Origin of the sequence: Pedobacter sp. AW31-3R (assembly GCF_052180285.1) — a bacterium.
Classification (GTDB): domain Bacteria; phylum Bacteroidota; class Bacteroidia; order Sphingobacteriales; family Sphingobacteriaceae; genus Pedobacter.
Window position 1 is genome coordinate 1,272,002 of the sequence record NZ_CP197475.1, and the last position, 18,228, is coordinate 1,290,229.

General features: G+C 42.6%; 14 protein-coding genes. 6 read left to right on the forward strand and 8 right to left on the reverse strand.

The genetic code is table 11. The features are described from left to right. Positions 1-153: 153 nt before the first annotated feature. Positions 154-999 carry an acetyl-CoA carboxylase, carboxyltransferase subunit beta gene (accD, locus tag ACSBL2_RS05335; protein ID WP_442590634.1) on the reverse strand — a complete coding sequence of 282 codons (846 nt, stop codon included), beginning with the start codon at positions 997-999 and terminating at the stop codon, positions 154-156. 172 nt (positions 1,000-1,171) lie between these two features. Here accD and fbaA point away from each other — a divergent pair, with 172 nt between their 5' ends. From fbaA to ACSBL2_RS05350, 3 genes are all read left to right on the forward strand, one after another. Next, a complete protein-coding gene (fbaA, locus tag ACSBL2_RS05340) occupies positions 1,172-2,251 on the forward strand; it encodes a class II fructose-bisphosphate aldolase (protein ID WP_442590635.1) in 1,080 nt (359 codons plus the stop codon). A 111-nt stretch (positions 2,252-2,362) separates the two neighbouring features. Beyond that, entirely contained in the window at positions 2,363-2,860 is a 498-nt protein-coding gene (locus ACSBL2_RS05345; protein WP_442590636.1) for a low affinity iron permease family protein, read from the forward strand. Further along, positions 2,838-3,260, forward strand: coding sequence for a GNAT family N-acetyltransferase (locus tag ACSBL2_RS05350; RefSeq protein ID WP_442590637.1), 423 nt, complete (start codon positions 2,838-2,840; stop codon positions 3,258-3,260). Before ACSBL2_RS05345 ends, ACSBL2_RS05350 begins: the two co-directional genes overlap by 23 nt. Positions 3,261-3,293: 33 nt before the next feature. Here the strand turns inward: ACSBL2_RS05350 and ACSBL2_RS05355 are convergent, their stop codons facing one another. The 4 genes from ACSBL2_RS05355 to ACSBL2_RS05370 all read right to left on the reverse strand — a co-directional run bounded on the left by ACSBL2_RS05355 (position 3,294) and on the right by ACSBL2_RS05370 (position 8,569). Further along, a complete protein-coding gene (locus tag ACSBL2_RS05355; RefSeq protein ID WP_442590638.1) occupies positions 3,294-4,157 on the reverse strand; it encodes a hydroxymethylglutaryl-CoA lyase in 864 nt (287 codons plus the stop codon). Positions 4,158-4,240: 83 nt separating this feature from the next. Further along, positions 4,241-7,180 carry a protein translocase subunit SecDF gene (secDF, locus tag ACSBL2_RS05360; RefSeq protein WP_442590639.1) on the reverse strand — a complete coding sequence of 980 codons (2,940 nt, stop codon included), beginning with the start codon at positions 7,178-7,180 and terminating at the stop codon, positions 4,241-4,243. 112 nt (positions 7,181-7,292) lie between these two features. Then, positions 7,293-7,766, reverse strand: coding sequence for a dihydrofolate reductase (locus ACSBL2_RS05365; protein ID WP_442590640.1), 474 nt, complete (start codon positions 7,764-7,766; stop codon positions 7,293-7,295). A gap of 8 nt (positions 7,767-7,774) precedes the next feature. Next, entirely contained in the window at positions 7,775-8,569 is a 795-nt protein-coding gene (locus tag ACSBL2_RS05370; RefSeq protein ID WP_442590641.1) for a thymidylate synthase, read from the reverse strand. A 121-nt stretch (positions 8,570-8,690) separates the two neighbouring features. On the opposite strand from ACSBL2_RS05370, the gene ispE reads away from it, so the two are divergent. Both ispE and ACSBL2_RS05380 read left to right on the forward strand, forming a co-directional pair. Beyond that, entirely contained in the window at positions 8,691-9,494 is an 804-nt protein-coding gene (gene ispE / locus ACSBL2_RS05375; RefSeq protein ID WP_442590642.1) for a 4-(cytidine 5'-diphospho)-2-C-methyl-D-erythritol kinase, read from the forward strand. A 5-nt stretch (positions 9,495-9,499) separates the two neighbouring features. Next, entirely contained in the window at positions 9,500-9,916 is a 417-nt protein-coding gene (locus ACSBL2_RS05380; RefSeq protein WP_442590643.1) for an OsmC family protein, read from the forward strand. A gap of 117 nt (positions 9,917-10,033) precedes the next feature. On the opposite strand, the gene ACSBL2_RS05385 is transcribed toward ACSBL2_RS05380, so the two are convergent. Next, the gene (locus ACSBL2_RS05385; RefSeq protein ID WP_442590644.1) at positions 10,034-10,315 is read right to left on the reverse strand and encodes a hypothetical protein; all 282 of its coding nucleotides are present in this window, start codon (positions 10,313-10,315) and stop codon (positions 10,034-10,036) included. 4 nt (positions 10,316-10,319) lie between these two features. Next, on the reverse strand, positions 10,320-13,130 hold the full coding sequence (locus ACSBL2_RS05390) for a TolB family protein (RefSeq protein ID WP_442590645.1): 2,811 nt from the start codon (positions 13,128-13,130) through the stop codon (positions 10,320-10,322). Between the two features lie 374 nt (positions 13,131-13,504). Between ACSBL2_RS05390 and ACSBL2_RS05395 the strand changes: the two genes are divergently transcribed. Further along, complete coding sequence (locus ACSBL2_RS05395; RefSeq protein ID WP_442590646.1) at positions 13,505-14,512, forward strand: PorP/SprF family type IX secretion system membrane protein; 1,008 nt, start codon at positions 13,505-13,507, stop codon at positions 14,510-14,512. Between the two features lie 46 nt (positions 14,513-14,558). Here the strand turns inward: ACSBL2_RS05395 and ACSBL2_RS05400 are convergent, their stop codons facing one another. Then, the gene (locus ACSBL2_RS05400) at positions 14,559-18,095 is read right to left on the reverse strand and encodes a gliding motility-associated C-terminal domain-containing protein (RefSeq protein WP_442590647.1); all 3,537 of its coding nucleotides are present in this window, start codon (positions 18,093-18,095) and stop codon (positions 14,559-14,561) included. Between the last annotated feature and the right edge of the window lie 133 nt (positions 18,096-18,228).

Sequence of the window (18,228 nt, forward strand, 5' to 3'; positions counted from 1 at the left end):
AAATCCTGCTTCGTAACCCATTCAACAGATGATTGTATAAAAAAAGACCTTCCCTTTTTCCGGCCTTAAATTGCGTTTCAGCAATTTCCAGACGGAAAAAGGGAAGGTCTTTTTCAAGCGAAGCCAGGATAAATCTATCCAGGCAAAAGCATACTAGTTCTTCACCATTTTGAGGAAACTTCCTAATTTAGCCTTCATCTCCCTGCGGTCAACAATAAAATCAAGGAAGCCATGTTCCAGTACAAACTCAGCAGTCTGAAAACCTTTAGGTAAATCTTTCTTAATCGTTTCTTTAATCACCCTTGGTCCGGCAAAACCGATCAAGGCACCTGGCTCTGCGATATTGATATCACCAAGCATAGCATAGGAAGCGGTTACACCACCTGTGGTAGGGTCGGTAAGCAAAGAAATATAAGGGATTTTAGCCTGGCTCAACAATGCCAGCTTAGCTGAAGTTTTAGCCATCTGCATCAATGAAAATGCGGCTTCCATCATCCTGGCCCCACCCGATTTTGAAATCATCAGGAAAGGAATTTTATGTTTGATACTATAATCGATAGATCTGGCAATTTTCTCACCTACTACGGAGCCCATAGAGCCACCGATAAAGTTGAAATCCATACAGGCTACAACAAGATCTTCTCCATCCATTTTACCTACGGCAGCACGGATAGCGTCTTTCAGACCTGTCTTTGCCATGGTATCTGTCAGGCGTTCAGTATAGGGTTTACTATCATTAAAATTCAGCGGGTCACCTGAGGTCAGGTTACCGAAAAGCTCTGTAAACTGATTGTTATCAAATAATACCTGAAAATATTCTTTAGAGCCAACTCTTAAATGGTAATTGCAATAGTGACAAACGTATTTATTTTCGATCAGGTCTGCACTGTGTAACACTTTCTTACAGTTAGGACATTTGTTCCATAAGCCATCCGGCGCTTCTTTTTTCTCTTCAGTAAGCGTACTGATACCTTTTTTTTCTCTCTTAAACCAAGCCATGTTATTCGTTGAAAAATGCGATTACAAAGAAACAAAAAAAAATTAGAACAGTTTACCCTGTTTTTAGTATAATTTAGCTAAATAATGACGGGCGTTTATGTAAATAATGATCTTAGACATTTGCGTGGCATATTATTTTTCCTAACTTCGGCATATATTAAATCTTATTACAATGAGTTTAAAAGGCTATAAAGGCGTAATTTACGGAGATGCCGTTCAGGAATTGTTTGAACAGGCTAAGAAGCACCAGTTTGCACTACCAGCGGTAAATATTACCGGAACAAATACGATCAATGCAGTTATGGAAACTGCTAAAGCGGTGAATTCACCTGTAATGATCCAATTATCAAACGGCGGAGCTCAGTTTTACGCAGGAAAAACATTAAATAATGACAACTTAAATGCATGTGTATTGGGTGCAGTCTCTGCGGCTAAACATGTTCATTTATTAGCGGAACACTACGGTGTTGCTGTAGTTTTACATACAGACCATGCTGCAAAAAAATTATTACCATGGATCGACGGTTTGTTAGACCACGGAGAGAAATTTTTCGCAGAAACAGGTAAACCATTGTTTTCTTCACACATGATTGACCTTTCAGAAGAGTCGATTGAAGAGAACATGGAAATTTCCGTGAAGTATTTAGCACGTATGGCTAAAATGGGTATGACACTTGAAATTGAATTGGGTGTGACCGGTGGTGAAGAAGATGGTGTTGACAATAGTGATGTTGACAGTTCTAAATTATATACTCAGCCTTCAGAAGTAGCTTATGCCTATGAAGAATTGAGCAAAGTAAGTGACAAATTTACAATTGCAGCAGCATTCGGTAATGTTCACGGTGTTTACAAACCAGGTAATGTTAAATTACAACCGGTAATCCTTAAACATTCTCAGGATTTCGTGAAAGAGAAATTTAACCTTACTGCTGAAAAACCTGTTAATTTTGTATTCCATGGTGGATCTGGTTCCTCTACTGAGGAAATCAGAGAGGCTATTTCTTATGGTGCTATCAAAATGAATATCGATACTGATATGCAATGGGCATTCTGGGAAGGTATCTTAGATTATTATAAAGCCAATGAAGCTTATCTTCAGGGACAGATTGGTAATCCTGATGGAGAAGATAAACCAAATAAAAAGTATTATGATCCACGCGTTTGGTTGCGTAAAGGTGAAGAGACTTTTGTGAAACGTTTAACACAAGCTTTTGAAGATCTGAATTGCAGAGATGCAAGCGATAAATTGTAAGCTAACCAAATATTCTTTTAAGCCGCTGCCTGAATTTCAGACAGCGGTTTTTTTTTGTCTATTCACCTGCTGTTGCTGCCAATATTCTATATTAGTACAAAAATATAGACGATGGAAACTGAAACTAAATCAAAAAGCCTGTTTGAGAAATTTTCCAACAAAGCAACAGCCTTCACGGGAAGCTCTCCTGCATTTATCATCGCTTTCCTGACTGTTGTCATCTGGGCGGTGACCGGACCCCTGTTCCATTACTCCGAAACCTGGCAGCTGGTCATCAACACAGGTACTACCATTATTACTTTCTTAATGGTCTTCCTCATCCAAAAAGCACAGAATAAAGACGGGAAGGCCATACAGCTGAAATTAAATGAACTTCTGGCAGCAAATGAGCGGGCAAGCAACAGGATGGTGGATATAGAAGATTTAACGGAAGCAGAGCTCGACCAGCTGCATAAATTCTATGTTACATTGTCATCATTGGCAAAACAAGAAACCGATATCCATTGTTCTCATTCCATAGATGCAGCAACGGAGATCAATGAGATTAAAGTAGAGCATTCACGTCATCATAAAGACAAATCACATCATGGAAATACTTCAGGTAAATAAGATCAGGACCCAGGAAGAGCTGGAAAGGGCATTTGCTATCCGTAAAAAGGTATTTGTAGAAGAACAGGGGTGTCCGGCAGACCTGGAATATGAAAATGAGGATGTTTCTACCCATTTCCTGGCCTTAATGGACAATATGCCATGTGGTGCCTGCCGCTGGCGTAAAACAGAGCAGGGGTACAAACTGGAGCGGTTTGCAGTACTAAAGGAATTTCGGGGGAAAAGGGTAGGTCAGGCATTGCTGGCTGCTGCCCTGGATGACATCCCGGATCATGCCGATCTGATTTATCTGCATTCCCAGCTGGATGCCACCAGCCTCTATGCCAAATTTGGTTTCGCCGTAGAGGGGGAACAATTTGAGGAAGCAGGAATCAGGCACTTTAAAATGGTGAAACGATAATCCGGTATATCCCTATTAGCGGGAGGAAGCAGGTCAGGTTTGGAATACCGCAGCCGATAAGGCCAATGCTTCTTCCCATTTCTCCTGGTTCAGTTGCAGGCTTTCCCCCTGTTGCTCCAGAAAGGCAATAAGCTCTTCTGTGGCCAGGTTACCGGTCAGGTCATCCTTTGCCATCGGACAGCCTCCATATCCCTTCAGGGCACTGTCAAAACGCCTGCATCCACTATGGTATGCTGCTTCAATCTTCTCCATTCTCGTTTCCGGGGTACTGTGCAGGTGAAGGCCTATCTCTGTGTGGTGAAATCTTTCAGTCAGCAGGGGAAGCAACTCCCGTATTTTTGCAGGGGTAGAAGCACCAATGGTATCAGATATCGAAAGTATGGTGGTACCACTTTCGACCAGGGCAGAAGCCCAGTGCTCTACAATCTCGTTGTTATACACATCCCCGTAAGGATTACCAAAGCCCATGGACAAATAAACGACCGCTGTCTTTCCTTGCTGGTCACACAATTCCAGCAGCTGTTTTACCGTATCCAGCGACTTGGTGATCCCCGCATTGGTATTCCTTTGCTGGAAGGTCTCGGATATCGAAAATGGAAAGCCAATATAGCTGATCTCCGGGAAGGTCGCCGCTTCTTCTGCACCCCGTAAATTAGCTACAATGGCAAGTAGTTTGCTTTGTGTATGGCTCAGGTCAAGCTGTGCCAGTACCTCCCTTGTATCCTTTAATTGCGGAATAGCTTTCGGAGAAACAAAACTGCCGAAGTCGATCGTATCAAAGCCAACTTTTAAAAGCAGGTTGATATATGCAGCTTTCAGGGCTGTAGGAATAAAATCATGAAGGCCCTGCATGGCATCCCTTGGGCATTCTATCAGTTTTAGGGGGTGTAGTTTCATGAGGAACTCAAATTAAGAAAAAAAAGGCATAAACAAAAAAAGGCACCCTATAAAGGATGCCTTTTATGACTATAGCGTTTAGCTTATTTGGCTTTTTTCTGACCAAGGTCGATTACAATTGGAGTAGAGATACACAGTGATGAGTAGGTACCAATAATACGGCCAATTAATAATGCAAAGATAAATCCTCTGATACTTTCTCCACCGAAGATGAAGATCACTAACAAGACAAAGAATACGGTTAATGAAGTCAGGATGGTACGGCTTAAGGTACTGTTCAAAGCAAAGTTGATCAGTTTATTACGTTCTTCACCATATAAATCATCTTTACCTGCTTCAGTAAGCTTCTCTCGGATACGGTCAAATACAACAACTGTTTCTGTCATGGTATAAGACATTACGGTTAATATCGCCGCAATAAAGTCCTGTCCGATTTCCAGGGAGAATGGCAGTACACCATCCAGGATGGTATAGAATGACAATACCAGCAGCACGTCATGGAAAAGGGCGATAACCGCACCAAGACCATAGTTCAGTTTCTTGAACCTTACGATGATGTAAACAAACATCAGCAGGCAGGAGAACAGGACAGCTCCGTAAGCACTGTAAACAAGGTCGCTCGCAATGATTGGCCCTACTTTCTGGTTACTTTCGATGGTATATTTAGCACCTGTTTTGTTCAGGCCTTCTCTCAGTGTGTTTTCCACCAATTTATCTGCACCAGCATCCTGGTCAGTAATATGGAAGGTTGTGGTAATTTTTAACTGGTTATCGCTACCTGCAGTTTTAACCTGGATTTCTTCATTTTCAAAGCTTGGGGCAAGTTTCTCTTTCACATCTTCGGTATTCATTCCTTTATCGAAATGAACGATGTAAGTTCTTCCGCCTTTGAAGTCAATACCCAGTCTTAAACCACCATTTTTAAAATAGAAGACAAAACCTAAGATAATGATCACTGAAGAAATGATGTAATAGATCTTTCTGCGGCCTACGAAGTCGAATGCAATATTTTTGAAGGCATGGATCGTCGCTTTATTACCAAAAGTAATATTGGCATTTTTAGCCAGCAGGCTTTCAAATACGATACGTGAGATCAATACGGCACAGAACAGGGACGACAGGATACCAATACACAGGGTGGTGGCAAATCCCTGAACAGGGCCGCTACCGAAGATGTACAGGATCACACCCAGGATCAATACCGTAACGTTGGAGTCAATGATAGAAGGCATTGCATGTTTGAAACCTTCTTTGATAGACACGCTGATATTTTTACCATGGTTCAGCTCTTCCCTTACCCGTTCGAAGATCAGGATGTTTGCATCAACTGATAAACCGATCACGAGGATAATACCTGCGATACCCGGTAAGGTCAGTACAGCACCCAATGAAACAAGGATACCGAAGATGAAGAACAAGTTGATCACCAATGCAAGGTTAGCTACCCATCCTGCTTTGTTGTAATATAAGGCCATGAACACAAGGATCACGATAAATGCAAGCACGAATGACAATAAACCATTGTCGATAGCTTCCTGTCCCAATGAAGGACCTACCACGAACTCTCCTACAATACGTGCAGGAGCAGGCAATTTACCAGCTTTCAGGATGTTTGCTAAATCCTGTGTTTCATTCACTGTAAAGTTACCTGTGATCGAAGAAATACCGTTAGGGATTTCATTCTGCACTGTAGGCGCAGAGTACACTGCGTTATCCAATACGATAGCGATTGATTTTTTGTTATTTGGATCTGCCGAAGCTTCAGCAGTAATTTTTTTCCATTTCTGCGCACCTTCGCCAGTCATGTACATGGTCACTTCAGGTTTACCCTTCTGGTCGTAATCATGACGGGCATCGCTGATGGCGTCACCACCTAAATCTGGTTTTCCATCTGCATTGACAGATTTAATGGCATATAATTCGAAAACCTTCGTTCCGTCCATCGGTCTTACACTCCACATGAATTTGAAACTCTGAGGAATGATTGCCGCGATTTCAGGCATTCTGAAATATGAATTTACTTTGGCTGTGTCTTTTTGTGCTACCCATCCCACTGTCGGACCCGGACGTAAAGCAGGTTGCCCGTTTTCAGCCTGGTAAGTAGGGATATTTAAAACAGCAAACAAAGGGTTAGTTTTAGTTAGCTCCTGGGTTTTAAGATCTGTAGAATCTTTCCCGGTTTTCTTTGCTAATCCAGCCAGAGCACTTGTGCTTTTTGCAGCAGTGTCTGTTACTTTTGTTGCGGTGGTATCTTTTAATGTTGAAGCAAGGGTTTTGTTGATATTCTCCATGATAGAGTAGACCTCTTCATTTTGATATACCTGCCAGAACTGTAATTCAGCAGAACCTTGTAAAAGTTTATGTACCCTTTCTTTATCCTGAACACCTGGCATCTCGATCAGGATACGGTTGGTACCTTCCTGTTTTTGCATGTTCGGGCTCACCACACCAAATCCGTCAATACGGCTTCTGATAATGATAAATGAACGGTCGATTGCACTGGTTGCTTCTTTTGAAAGGTAAGCTGCTACTTCAGCATTGCTGGCATTGGCTTTCAGCTGCTGTGCATTATCCTGGTTAGAGAAATAATCTGCAAGTTTTACATTAGGGCTGATTTTTTCAAATTCGTTGACAAACAAACTGATGAAATCCTTACCACCTGCATTCAGCTGCGTTTGTGCTGTGGACAGTGCTTTGTTAAAATTGGCATCATCTGTATTGTTTGCCAAAGATTTAACAAGCTCACCTAACGAGATTTCCATCGTTACGTTCATACCGCCTTTAAGGTCAAGACCTAAGTTGATTTCTTTTCCTTTGCAAAACTGATAGTCAAATCCGAAAACCGGATAAACAGGTACAGTTGACATGGAGTCCAAATAAGCTTTTTCTTTTTCTAAGTCGCCTTTAGCATATGCTTTTGCGTCTTTTTCTACCTTCGAAGTAACGAGATTAAACGAGAGGGAATACACACAGACAATACCTAATAGTATTGCCATAAATTTAATGAAACCTTTACCTTGCATTTTTTGTTTGTAATTATTTGTCTATGCTGTATTATTTTTCAACAAGTCGGCAAATCTAATTAATTTTTTAATTAATAGTCAGCCTAATATAATATTTATTGAGCAGGCGGAACTATTTCCTGATTAACGTGGAGAATGTGTATCCGAAAGCATTTTTCTCATCCGGCCCATAAGTTGTACTTTCTGTTTCTATCCAGAGCTCAGGCTGGATGGCCGGGAAGAAGGTATCTGCTTCAAATGTGCCTTTAACCACAGTGAGATAGATCTTATCGGTCATATCCATGGCCATTTTGTAAATTTCTGCCCCACCGCCAATAAATACCTCTTCTTCATCTTTACAGCGGGCAATTGCTTCCTCCAGCGTATGGACAACTTCTGCTCCCGGAATGCTGATCTCTTTTTTCCGTGTAATAATTATATTACGTCTGTTGGGAAGAGGTTTACCCACAGAATCGAAAGTTTTGCGTCCCATAATAATGGTATGGCCGCTGGTGATGGTTTTGAAATGTTTCAGGTCTGCCGGCAGGTGCCACAGCAGTTTATTTTCTTTTCCTATCGCATTGTTTTCAGCGGTAGCGACTATCATAGACAAGATCATACGGCAACGATTCCTTTAATATGCGGGTGGGGTTCATAATTTTTAAGCGTGAAATCTTCATAGCGGAAGCTGAAGATATCTGTCACTTCGGGATTAATTTCCATAACCGGTAAGGGTTTGGCATCCCTGCTGAGCTGTAGTTTTGCCTGTTCAATGTGATTATTATACAAATGTGCATCCCCAAGGGTATGGATGAAGTCGCCATACTGCAATCCGCACACCTGGGCAACCATCATGGTCAGCAAAGCATAGGAAGCGATATTAAAAGGAACCCCAAGGAAAATATCCGCACTGCGCTGATACAGCTGGCAGCTTAATTTTCCATCGGCTACATAGAACTGGAAAAAGGCATGGCATGGTGGAAGTGCCATCTGATCAATATCAGCTACATTCCATGCGGATACAATGATACGTCTTGAATCCGGATTGTTTTTTATCGTCTGGATGATATTGCTGATCTGGTCAATATGCCGCCCGTCAGGTGTAGGCCAGGAGCGCCATTGAGAACCGTAAACGGGGCCTAAATTACCCTGTTCATCTGCCCATTCATCCCATATCTTTACATTGTTATCTTTCAGGTACCTGATATTTGTATCTCCGCTTAAAAACCAGATCAGCTCATGGATAATTGATTTAAGGTGTAGTTTTTTGGTGGTGACCATAGGGAACCCTTCCTGTAAGTTAAAGCGCATCTGGTAGCCGAATACACTGATGGTACCCGTTCCTGTACGGTCGTGCTTCTGGGCACCATGATCCAGCACATGCTGCATTAAATCTAAATATTGTTTCATTGATGTCTTTCTCTTTTTTCTTTGTCAGATGGAACCTGTGGTGATTTAAATACGATGCAGGTTTGCCTGCAAAACTAAACAAAATACTAAGTTTGTGCATTATCTCCTAAAATATTAAGAAATGCTTGCATTCGCTAATGCCAAGGTCAATCTTGGTTTACATGTGACAAAAAAGAGGGCGGATGGTTACCATGAGCTGGAAACCGTATTCTATCCGGTGCGTATCAATGATGTGTTGGAAATTACGGATGCACCGGAAACAGGATGTATAGTCAGAGGAATTGATGTACCGGGTGATGCCGCGGATAATATTTGCCTGCGTGCCTATCAATTATTGAAAAATGACTACGATCTTCCACCGCAACAGATTACCCTGCTGAAAAATATTCCTGTAGGTGCAGGACTTGGCGGGGGCTCTGCCGATGCGGCCTTCCTGATCAGGTTGCTGAACACAAAGTTTAAACTGGATCTTTCTGTGGCAGCGATGGAAGGATATGCGCGCAGACTGGGGGCCGACTGTGCATTTTTTGTGGAGAACAAACCGGTATATGCGGTAGGAAAAGGGGATGAATTTGCGCCCCTGAGTATAGATCTGAGTCCTTATTTTATGGTATTGGTGAAACCTCCTGTACATGTGTCTACTGCAGCGGCCTATGCAGGGCTGCAGCCTGTCATGCCTGAAAAGGAACTCAAAGCGCTGATTTCCTTGCCTGTCGGGACATGGAAATCTCATTTGAAGAATGATTTCGAAAAGCATGTTTTTGTAAAATATCCTGAAATTGCTCAAATAAAAGCGCGGCTTTATGCTTCAGGTGCTACATTTGCAATGATGAGCGGCAGTGGATCCAGTGTCTATGCACTTTTTGAGTCGCCCATAAAATTACCCGAACTGGAAATAAACAATAAAGTATTCTATAATATTTAGTCAGCATGGAGATTAACCTGGTACGTAAAAATAATAAATTCAATTTTGAAGCAGAGAGTGCTTCCGGACAAACGGTTGAACTGGATGCAAATCCGAAGATTGGCGGGGAAGGAAAAGGATTCAGGCCAATGGAAATGTTACTTGTCGGTTTGGGTGGATGCAGTGGTATAGATATGGTCAATGTCCTGACCAAACAAAAGGAGCCCCTGGAGGATATCAAAATCAGCATTAAGGCTACCCGTAAAGAGGAAGAAACGCCAGCGATATTTGATGTGATCGACATTCGCTTTGAATTGTATGGAGACCTGAATATCCAGAAAGTAGAGCGGGCACTGGCACTGACTTTTGATAAATATTGCTCCGTATCGAATATTTTAGGCCGTTCGGCCACCATTAATTTTTCATACGAAGTACACCCTTAAGGGAAATCACTGCTGCAATAGCAACTTTGTTTTTTTTTTACATGACCACTTTATCACCTGATCACAAAGTTTTTTATCACCTGATCATAAATAGTCCTGACCAGGTGATAAAAAATACTAACTGATATATTCCCGGTCTTCTTCTGTCAGGCCATCTTTCTCCTGGTCCGTTTTATGGGTATTGTCGAATTTATCGTCATACGTACTCACCACAACTTTAGGCCTCCCTGTCCAGTATCCCAGTATAAAACCTATAAAAGTAAACACCCCTACAACGACCAGTTTGGAGATATCTTTTTCAACGAAGATGAAATCAAATTTAACCGGATCTGTATTCATCATCAGAAATACAGTGATCAATACGGTAATTAGGATAATGAAAATGGTTTTTGCACGCATGGGATTAAAAAGTATAGTTTACAATTAATTCAAATATAGGATTCTGGTGGTATTGTTTGTTCACAAACACAAATCTTGTACCCAAATCAAAAACAGGTTCATAACGCATCAGGTTCATGCTGCTGTGCAGTTCGAATCCGTAAGTCTTTGGTGCTGATAGATCCGTACCGGAACCCAGGTTTTCATAATGGCAGAACAAGGCACCACGGACATTCGTGATATAGGCCAGGGGACCGATCTCTGTATCAGGAAAGGCGATAGGGAAGCGGTAATTGAGCAACAGCGTATTTTTGAGCCTGCTGTTTGCCCTGATATTATTATAGCCGTAAACCGTGTTAATGGCATTGGTAAACGCACGGATACCGGAAGATTCCTGATAGTTGAAATTCGCCAGCAGCACATGGTTTTTGGCTATACCCGGAAAATAGAAAAATCCTTCTGCAGCGAACAGGTCCCCACTCAGTTGGGGATCAAATGGCTGACTCAGGTAAGTCAACCGGATGGTCTGCGCCCATCGCGGTGCAATATCCCTTTCTGCTGCCCTGATGCTGTGGGTAAAAGTAAACCCGGTCTGCAAAGGAAACTGGAGTCTGGTAATGTAGTTCGCCGGCATATTTTCTGCCGCATACCGCTGGGTGTAACTGGTACCCAGGTTAACCGAAAAGTTATAATTGTGATTTTGTGCACTCAGGGAAACGGGAATCTGGGCCTGGAGGGCCACATAATTTTCTCGCCAGTCGCCCTGTTCAAACCCTGTTGTAGTTTCATAAAAAGCCCTGCGCGGCAAATTCCTGTAACTCAGGTTAAAAATGGGATAAAAGCTTTTAAAGCTGATTCCTGCATTGTACTCAAAACGTCGCAGGTCGCGCTGGTAATCAATTCCTGCGTAGGTATCCACTGTATTCAGCAGGTTGTTGGATTTCAGCTGCAGACCAGCTTTGTACTCATCTTCTACATTTGGGGAGATGCTGTGAAAATTAAACAGGTGGCCCAATTTATGGTAGGGTTTACTGGTAAAATTACTATCCGGGATGGCGGAAAATACATTGCCTGTGTTCTCCTGCTTTTCTGCTGCAGCACCAAAATAAACGAAGTGATTGAGCGCTACTTCCTCAGCTTGTAAAATCGTCTTTGATACCCCATACCCATACAGGTTATAATTATTGAAAAGGACACTATCGGTTCCTTCAATTGGTGTCGGGTTAAATGCACCGTATTTTGCAGCGCTCAGGGCCGTTATTTTTTTAGAGGATACATTGACCTGGTAGATGTTGTCAATTCCATTGTAATGCGCATTAAATGCGATCTGGTCCTTTATAAAAACCGGGCGGCGGAGCTGCTGTGCAGTTTCAGGAATAATCTTGCTGGTATTCCCGTTATCGGTTACGGTCCATAAGGCTTTTCCCTGTTCAGCTACGCTGATATAAGCAATCGTATGGTCATCATCGCTGAAAGAAGGCGTCTGGATCAGCAAATTTTGAGGATTCGGGTAAGACCTGATCATTTTTCCGTCTGCAGCATGGAGTACGACCAGCTGTATCTGATTGCTGAGGTCTATACTGACGGCAACTATCCTGGTTCCGTCTTTTGACAGGGAAGGGGAGAATAACCTTGATCTGGAACTTAATTTTTTCACTTTACCGGTTTCCAGGTCGTAACTGCAAATTACGCTGTAACTCCTGCGAAAGAAACGCGGGTCGTACCTCACCTCATCCCATACAATTTTGCCATTGGCGTAGCTGAACCAGGGACTTTCCTGGTAACCAATTCCCTGTAATCTTTTTTCTTTCCCATCAGGACTGGTCAGCACAAATGCGGCGGCTTCTGCTTTGCTTTGTTTAAGCGTCAGTATTTTTCCATCAGCCAACTTTACCGGGAAATAATAATTGGTTTCATAGCTGGCGGTGGGACTCAATTGGGGATAATTCCTGGATGGCGTGCTTTCTGCCTGTGCCTCCCAGTCTTTCCTGATTCTTGCCGTACTGAAATCGTACCATTCTTTTCCGGTTTTTCCGGTATATTTTTTAAGGCTCTTTGCAAATGGATACAAGCGGACAGGGCGCTTTTTAAGGTCGGTCAGTACGCTGTCAAAAACAAATTTTCCTGAAGACTCCCTGATCTGTGAAGCCAGTAGATAGCCCAGCTGGTAATAACCGGGAGTAATGTCTTTTTGGGATCCAAAATTTGCCTTGCTGTAGGAAAATTCCTTTCCTTCCAGAATGGAGGTGCGGTAGGGCATAATCCATACCGGCTGCCTGCCCCGTCCGGCATGGGTAAGTGAAGTTTCCGTACTTACCGCATCCCCTTCGAAAAACCATAGGGGAATGCCGGCCCCCATCAGGGCATAATATGCTTCTTCAGGGAATGGATAGGCCCTTCCGTTAGTCAGCTTATCAAATTGTGCGGCATGGCGCAATTCATGAACGGCGAGATTATTCAGCCAGTCCTGGCTATCGAACGATTGTGGCGGAGTGGTATAAAATTCTGATTTTTTGGGTGCCAGTTGTACAAATCCGTTGGCCAGGACACCCCTGTTTTGCAGGAGGACCGGGATGGTCGTTTTTTTTACATTCAGGCTGTTACCCACATAAGGGAAAATGTACCGCAGGGTATTGGCCATTCGCTGCGCTTCTTTTTCCATCTCTGTCGGATAGATGACTTTAAATCCTGAAGTATTAATTTCTCGCCAGGAAACGCTGAGGGGATTCTGTTCCCTGTTATAGACTTGTGCATTTGCGGTATTCCATACGGCAGAAAGGTGAAGGATGCTGGTAATACCAATGAGCAGTCTGATGTTTTTTTTTAAATAACCCATTATGATGTATGCGCTGAGACGATCTGATTTTTATTGTGGCCCTAAATTTAACCCTGTTGAATCTCTCTTTATTCCCCAGTCATTTACGTATACACAAAACCCAAAGATGGATTAAATATTTGGAAAAAAGCAAAAATGATATTGATTATTATTGGCTGTAATTTTGGTTTTAAAGGGCTGTCAGCTTGGGTTCAGCAGGGGTATTGTGGATAAAAATGAATATTTTAACCGATGGATCTTCCTTAAAAAGAAATCACCGCTCCTGAAAATAAGAACCGGACAAATATTTAATCATGTAGTCATTATTAATTTTCTTACTCTTCAATATTATTCCGGAAGCAAATGCTATCTTCGCTAAAGAATTTATTTTTTTAATGAAACTATTATACGCTCTTCTGCTTTTTCTTTCCCTCCATACCGTTGTTTACGCACAGGAAAACCCACGATTTACCCAGTACATTTTTAATAATTATTTGATAAACCCTGCAATTTCGGGGATAGATAACTACATCGATGTCAAATTGGGGCACAGGACGCAATGGAAAGGACTTCAGGGGGCACCGGTGACCAATTATATTTCTGTCCATGCACCGATCGGTGATGATTTTGTAAGAAGTTCCATCAACTCTTTTGGCGGAGGGTACAACCCCTTGAGCAGAAGTTACGTGAACCAATACACCTCTGCGGAGCCCCATCATGGGATTGGTTTTTATGCCATAACAGATAAAGCAGGCCAGATCAGGCAGACCAATGCCAGTGTGACTTATGCCTACCATATTGGTTTGAGCAATACCCTCAATCTGGCTCTTGGCGTTTCCGGGGGCTTCTCTTCTATAGGGGTGGATGTACCCAATATCAGGGTAGACAACACCTCAGATCCTTTATTGTCTGCCGACTATAACAATAAAATAAGGCCCGACGTAGGGGCGGGTTTATGGTTATATACCCCGAAATTATTTTTAGGGGTATCTGCCAAACAACTGCTTGGCTACAGGAGTGCGACAGAAAACAATGCGAACAACCTGATCACTTACCAAATGACTTCTTTTTATGGTACTGCCGGCTATAAAATTTTCATAGACGAAGACATTGCCGCAATTCCATCCATCATGGTAAGTTATACTGCTAATACCCCGACTGCTATTGATGGAAATGTGAAGTTTGCCTACCAGGACAGGTTATGGATAGGTGGCAGTTACAGAAACAATGATTCCTTTTCCTTCCTTGCAGGATTTAATATGGCTTCTCTGGTTAACCTCAGTTATTCTTATGATGTCACCACTTCCGGATTACGATCGGTGAACTCAGGGACACATGAGATTGTGCTGGGTTTTCTGCTGAATAACCGTTACCAGGTAAGGTGCTCTGCACGTCAGTTTTAAAAGTAAAAAATCCTTCATTCCTGACCGAATGAAGGATTTTTTACTTTTATCTGAGTAGGTTTAGACTGCCACCCAAAGGTTTACAATCTGACCGGAGATCTATCCTGTAATAATAGACGCCTGCCGGTAAATCTTTTCCCCTGAATCTTCCGTCAAAGGTATTTTCATACTTCCCGACTGATTCAAAAATCAGCTGGCCTCCCCTGGTATACAATTTAATATTGATGTCATTGTAATCCGGCAAGCCCCTGATGATCCAGTAATCGTTCATGCCATCCCCATTGGGGGTAATGGTATTGGTGATTTCCAGGTTATCAATCGTCACCTCTATGTGTACCTTCACAAACTCACTCGTACAGTTTCCAAGGACGCGTCTGATATAGTAATCCTTAGTTTTGCTGACCGAATAAATAAAGTTGCCGTTATTGCTTTCCATCAAAGGACGGGAATCGGTCATTTCATCAAACAACTGATAAGTTCCTTCTTCTGGGGCGATAACAGAAAGCATAATTTCTGAGGCATAACACACACGAAGGTCGTTCACCACAGGCGTCTGCAATTCAAAAGGATAATCATTAACGGTATACTCTTCACTGGTAAAAGTTCCGCAACTTGTCTTGTCTGTCACCACCAGGCGGTATGTTCCGGCACCTACGCCTGTAAGCTCCTGTGTATATTGCACCGCTGCACCATTGGCATCGATCCACTTGTAATCGTAGTCAGGGATTCCTCCAATGACTTGTATGCCTTTAATAGAGGCACGTTTCAAACCACAGCCATCATCAGCAACCGTACCACTTGCCGGCACAACCGAGAGCAGGGGAGTTATACTTATCGTATAAGGACCAATCACTGTCTCGCAATTGTATTCATCATAGGCATACATGGTATAGGTTCCTGCTGCCAATCCTGTCAATGCCGTTGCTGTTCCTGTAATTTCTGTGCCTGAAGCATCTTTCCAGATAAAGTTATATGGTCTTTGCTGGGAAGTATAATTTAAGGTGATACTTCCATTGATCAAACCGCAGGTGGTTGCATTTACTGTAGCGGTATAAGTATACACTGTAGGCAATACCTGGTCGATCCTGTAACTTACACTGTTGGTACAGCCGCTGACAGTATTTGTGGCCCTTAAGGTATAAGTACCCGCGGCAAGATCTTTAAGGACTAGCAACATACCAGGGGAATATGTTCCTTTTCCCAGACTTATATTGGAAGAATTAAACCATTCATAGCTATTGGCTTCCGTAATGGAAACTCCGGTAATGGAACCGTTGTCTGTATTACAGGTAGCACCCTTCACTGCTCCCCCAGATATGCCCACAGAGTTGTAGGTATCGATGAATAAGGGCGTCGTTCTTACCGGGGAACAGGATCCGTTATCTGTTACTTCAAAAACATACCATCCGCCGGCTGCATTGATGAGTTTGTCCGACGTACTTACCTGTGCGCCGATGATTCCTTTGTTATAATCATAAAGGTACCATTTATAGGTCGCTGTTCCGGTAATATCACTTACCGTGATCCCTGTTATGGATCCATTGTTTTGTCCACATGCAGCAGCGGTAAAACTGGCTGATGACAAGTTAATGATCGGCGCTGGAAGCCGTTTAATGGTGTAATATATGGACTCTTTTACACAGTTGGCTTCGTCAGTCACCTTCAGCTTATACGTTCCCTGCGGAAGGTTAACAGATTGTCCCATGGCGACAACAGTACCGCCTTCATTGATCCATTGATAAGTAATCGCGCCCTTTCCCCTAAGGACAGTGGCACTGAAATTAAAGCTCATCTGTCCGCATGAAGGTACAGGTACACTCACCACAGGATCGGTTAGTTTCTGATCCGTTATTTCAAATAACTGTGCGATGGGCTTACAGCCGTCATCAATAATGACTTCATAGGTACCTACTTCCAGATTTGTAATTTGCTGCGTACTTCCCAGGAATACGCGGGTTCCGTTATTGATAATTTTATTCCAGGTAAAAGTCATTCCTTCTCGGGGTTCCGGAATTTTTATGGAGCCATTACCTGAGCAGGTTACCGGCTCTACAATAGCCTCACCATCTAACAAGGCTGCAGTGGAAAAGGGGGAGGTGGTTGCATTGAGCAGGCTTGCTGTTGCGGTTACACTGCCGGTTAGTGCTCCGCTATATTCCCATCTTCCATCAGATCCCGCCTGTACCGTTTTGAAGTAAGTTTTTCCTTCGCAGATGCCTTCACAATTGACCGTATAAAAAAGCTCTACTTCCGCATTGGGGCTGGCCTTACCGGAGACATAATTCGATCGTTTTTTCAGGATCTGTATATAGGGCTGAAAACTGTTGAAGGTTTCCCCTATACCAAATACTTTATTACAGAACATACTGTTTCTGGTAATTTTTACCGGTCTGGCGGATGTACTTTCAATACCGTAATTATTGTACCCAATGCGGTTAATCTCTTCATTTGTTCCTCCACCTATGGTCCCTGTTGCTCCGGTTTCTATTCTTATCCCACCGCCATTGCTCAGTTTCTCGGTGCCTGCAGTTCCTGTACCGATAGAATTTCCAGTCAGGATAAAATCGGAATTGGAGATAGCCAAGCCCCAGGTACGGTTACCGGAAATAATATTTTTACGGATATAGAGATCTGTATTGGCTGCATTTACTTTGATGCCATAAATATCTATTGAAGAAGAAGAGAGAAACAGCGGATGTTCACGGAAATCTTTTGTCCCACTATGGTCTGTCCCTATTTTATTGTTGATGATGTTGATTTTGTGTTTGGTCGTGTTGTATGCGTAGGTACTGATGGAGATATTGGTCTGATTTGCAGAAATCACGTTGCCATTTCCGGCATTATCCCCTCCGATATCAAATGCGGAAGGATAATATACATTTGCGGAAATTCCTGTTACATTTGAATTGGCTGTTATTCCATCATAAAGCAATCCGATGATATTCGACTGTATGCTGATATTCGTGGTAGATGTGGAGGGATAGCGGTAATCGTAGCCATCCTGAATAAGAATCCCGTTGATATTTCCACCAATAACGTTTCCTTTTCCCGGCGCACCAATTTTGATACCGGTTGCCCTGTAGCTGATTACAATTCCTGACCCCTGACTGGTGTTTACATTCTGGAGATTAGTGAGGGTGGCAAAATTCCTGATGTACAGACCATAAATGGCGACATCTCTTGCTTCATAATATTCATTGTTGTTATTGCCGAAATAATATTCTCCTATCGTGAGGCAGGAAAAAGTAGAATTTGGATACTCAGGTTCTATAATAACCTTGGCACCGGAAACCCCCAAAGCTGGCCAGCTGGCTTGTGATGTCCCATCAATGGTCACTCTGGATCTTATGACGGGTAGCTGACTGCGTAACCTGATGGTCCTGTTCGCATAATTTGTCGGACTCCCGGGCAGGTTAAAATTGATGGTATAGGTACCTGTCGTCAAAACCGGTGCTTTTTCAAGTCCTTCTCTCAGTGTTCCGGGACCACTATCTGATGTGCTGGTGACTGTATAAGTTTGGGAGTAGCCTGATCTGACTCCGATAATGAGAAAAAACAGGAAGAAATACCTAGAGATGCGCATAATTACAATTGAAGCGCCAAGTTATAATTAATTTAAAGATTGCTAAAAAAAATAATTAAATACGGGTAAGATATTTGTTTTATGTTAAAAAGAAGTACGGCCTTTTTTCGAGGTCTATCCTATAGAAATTTAA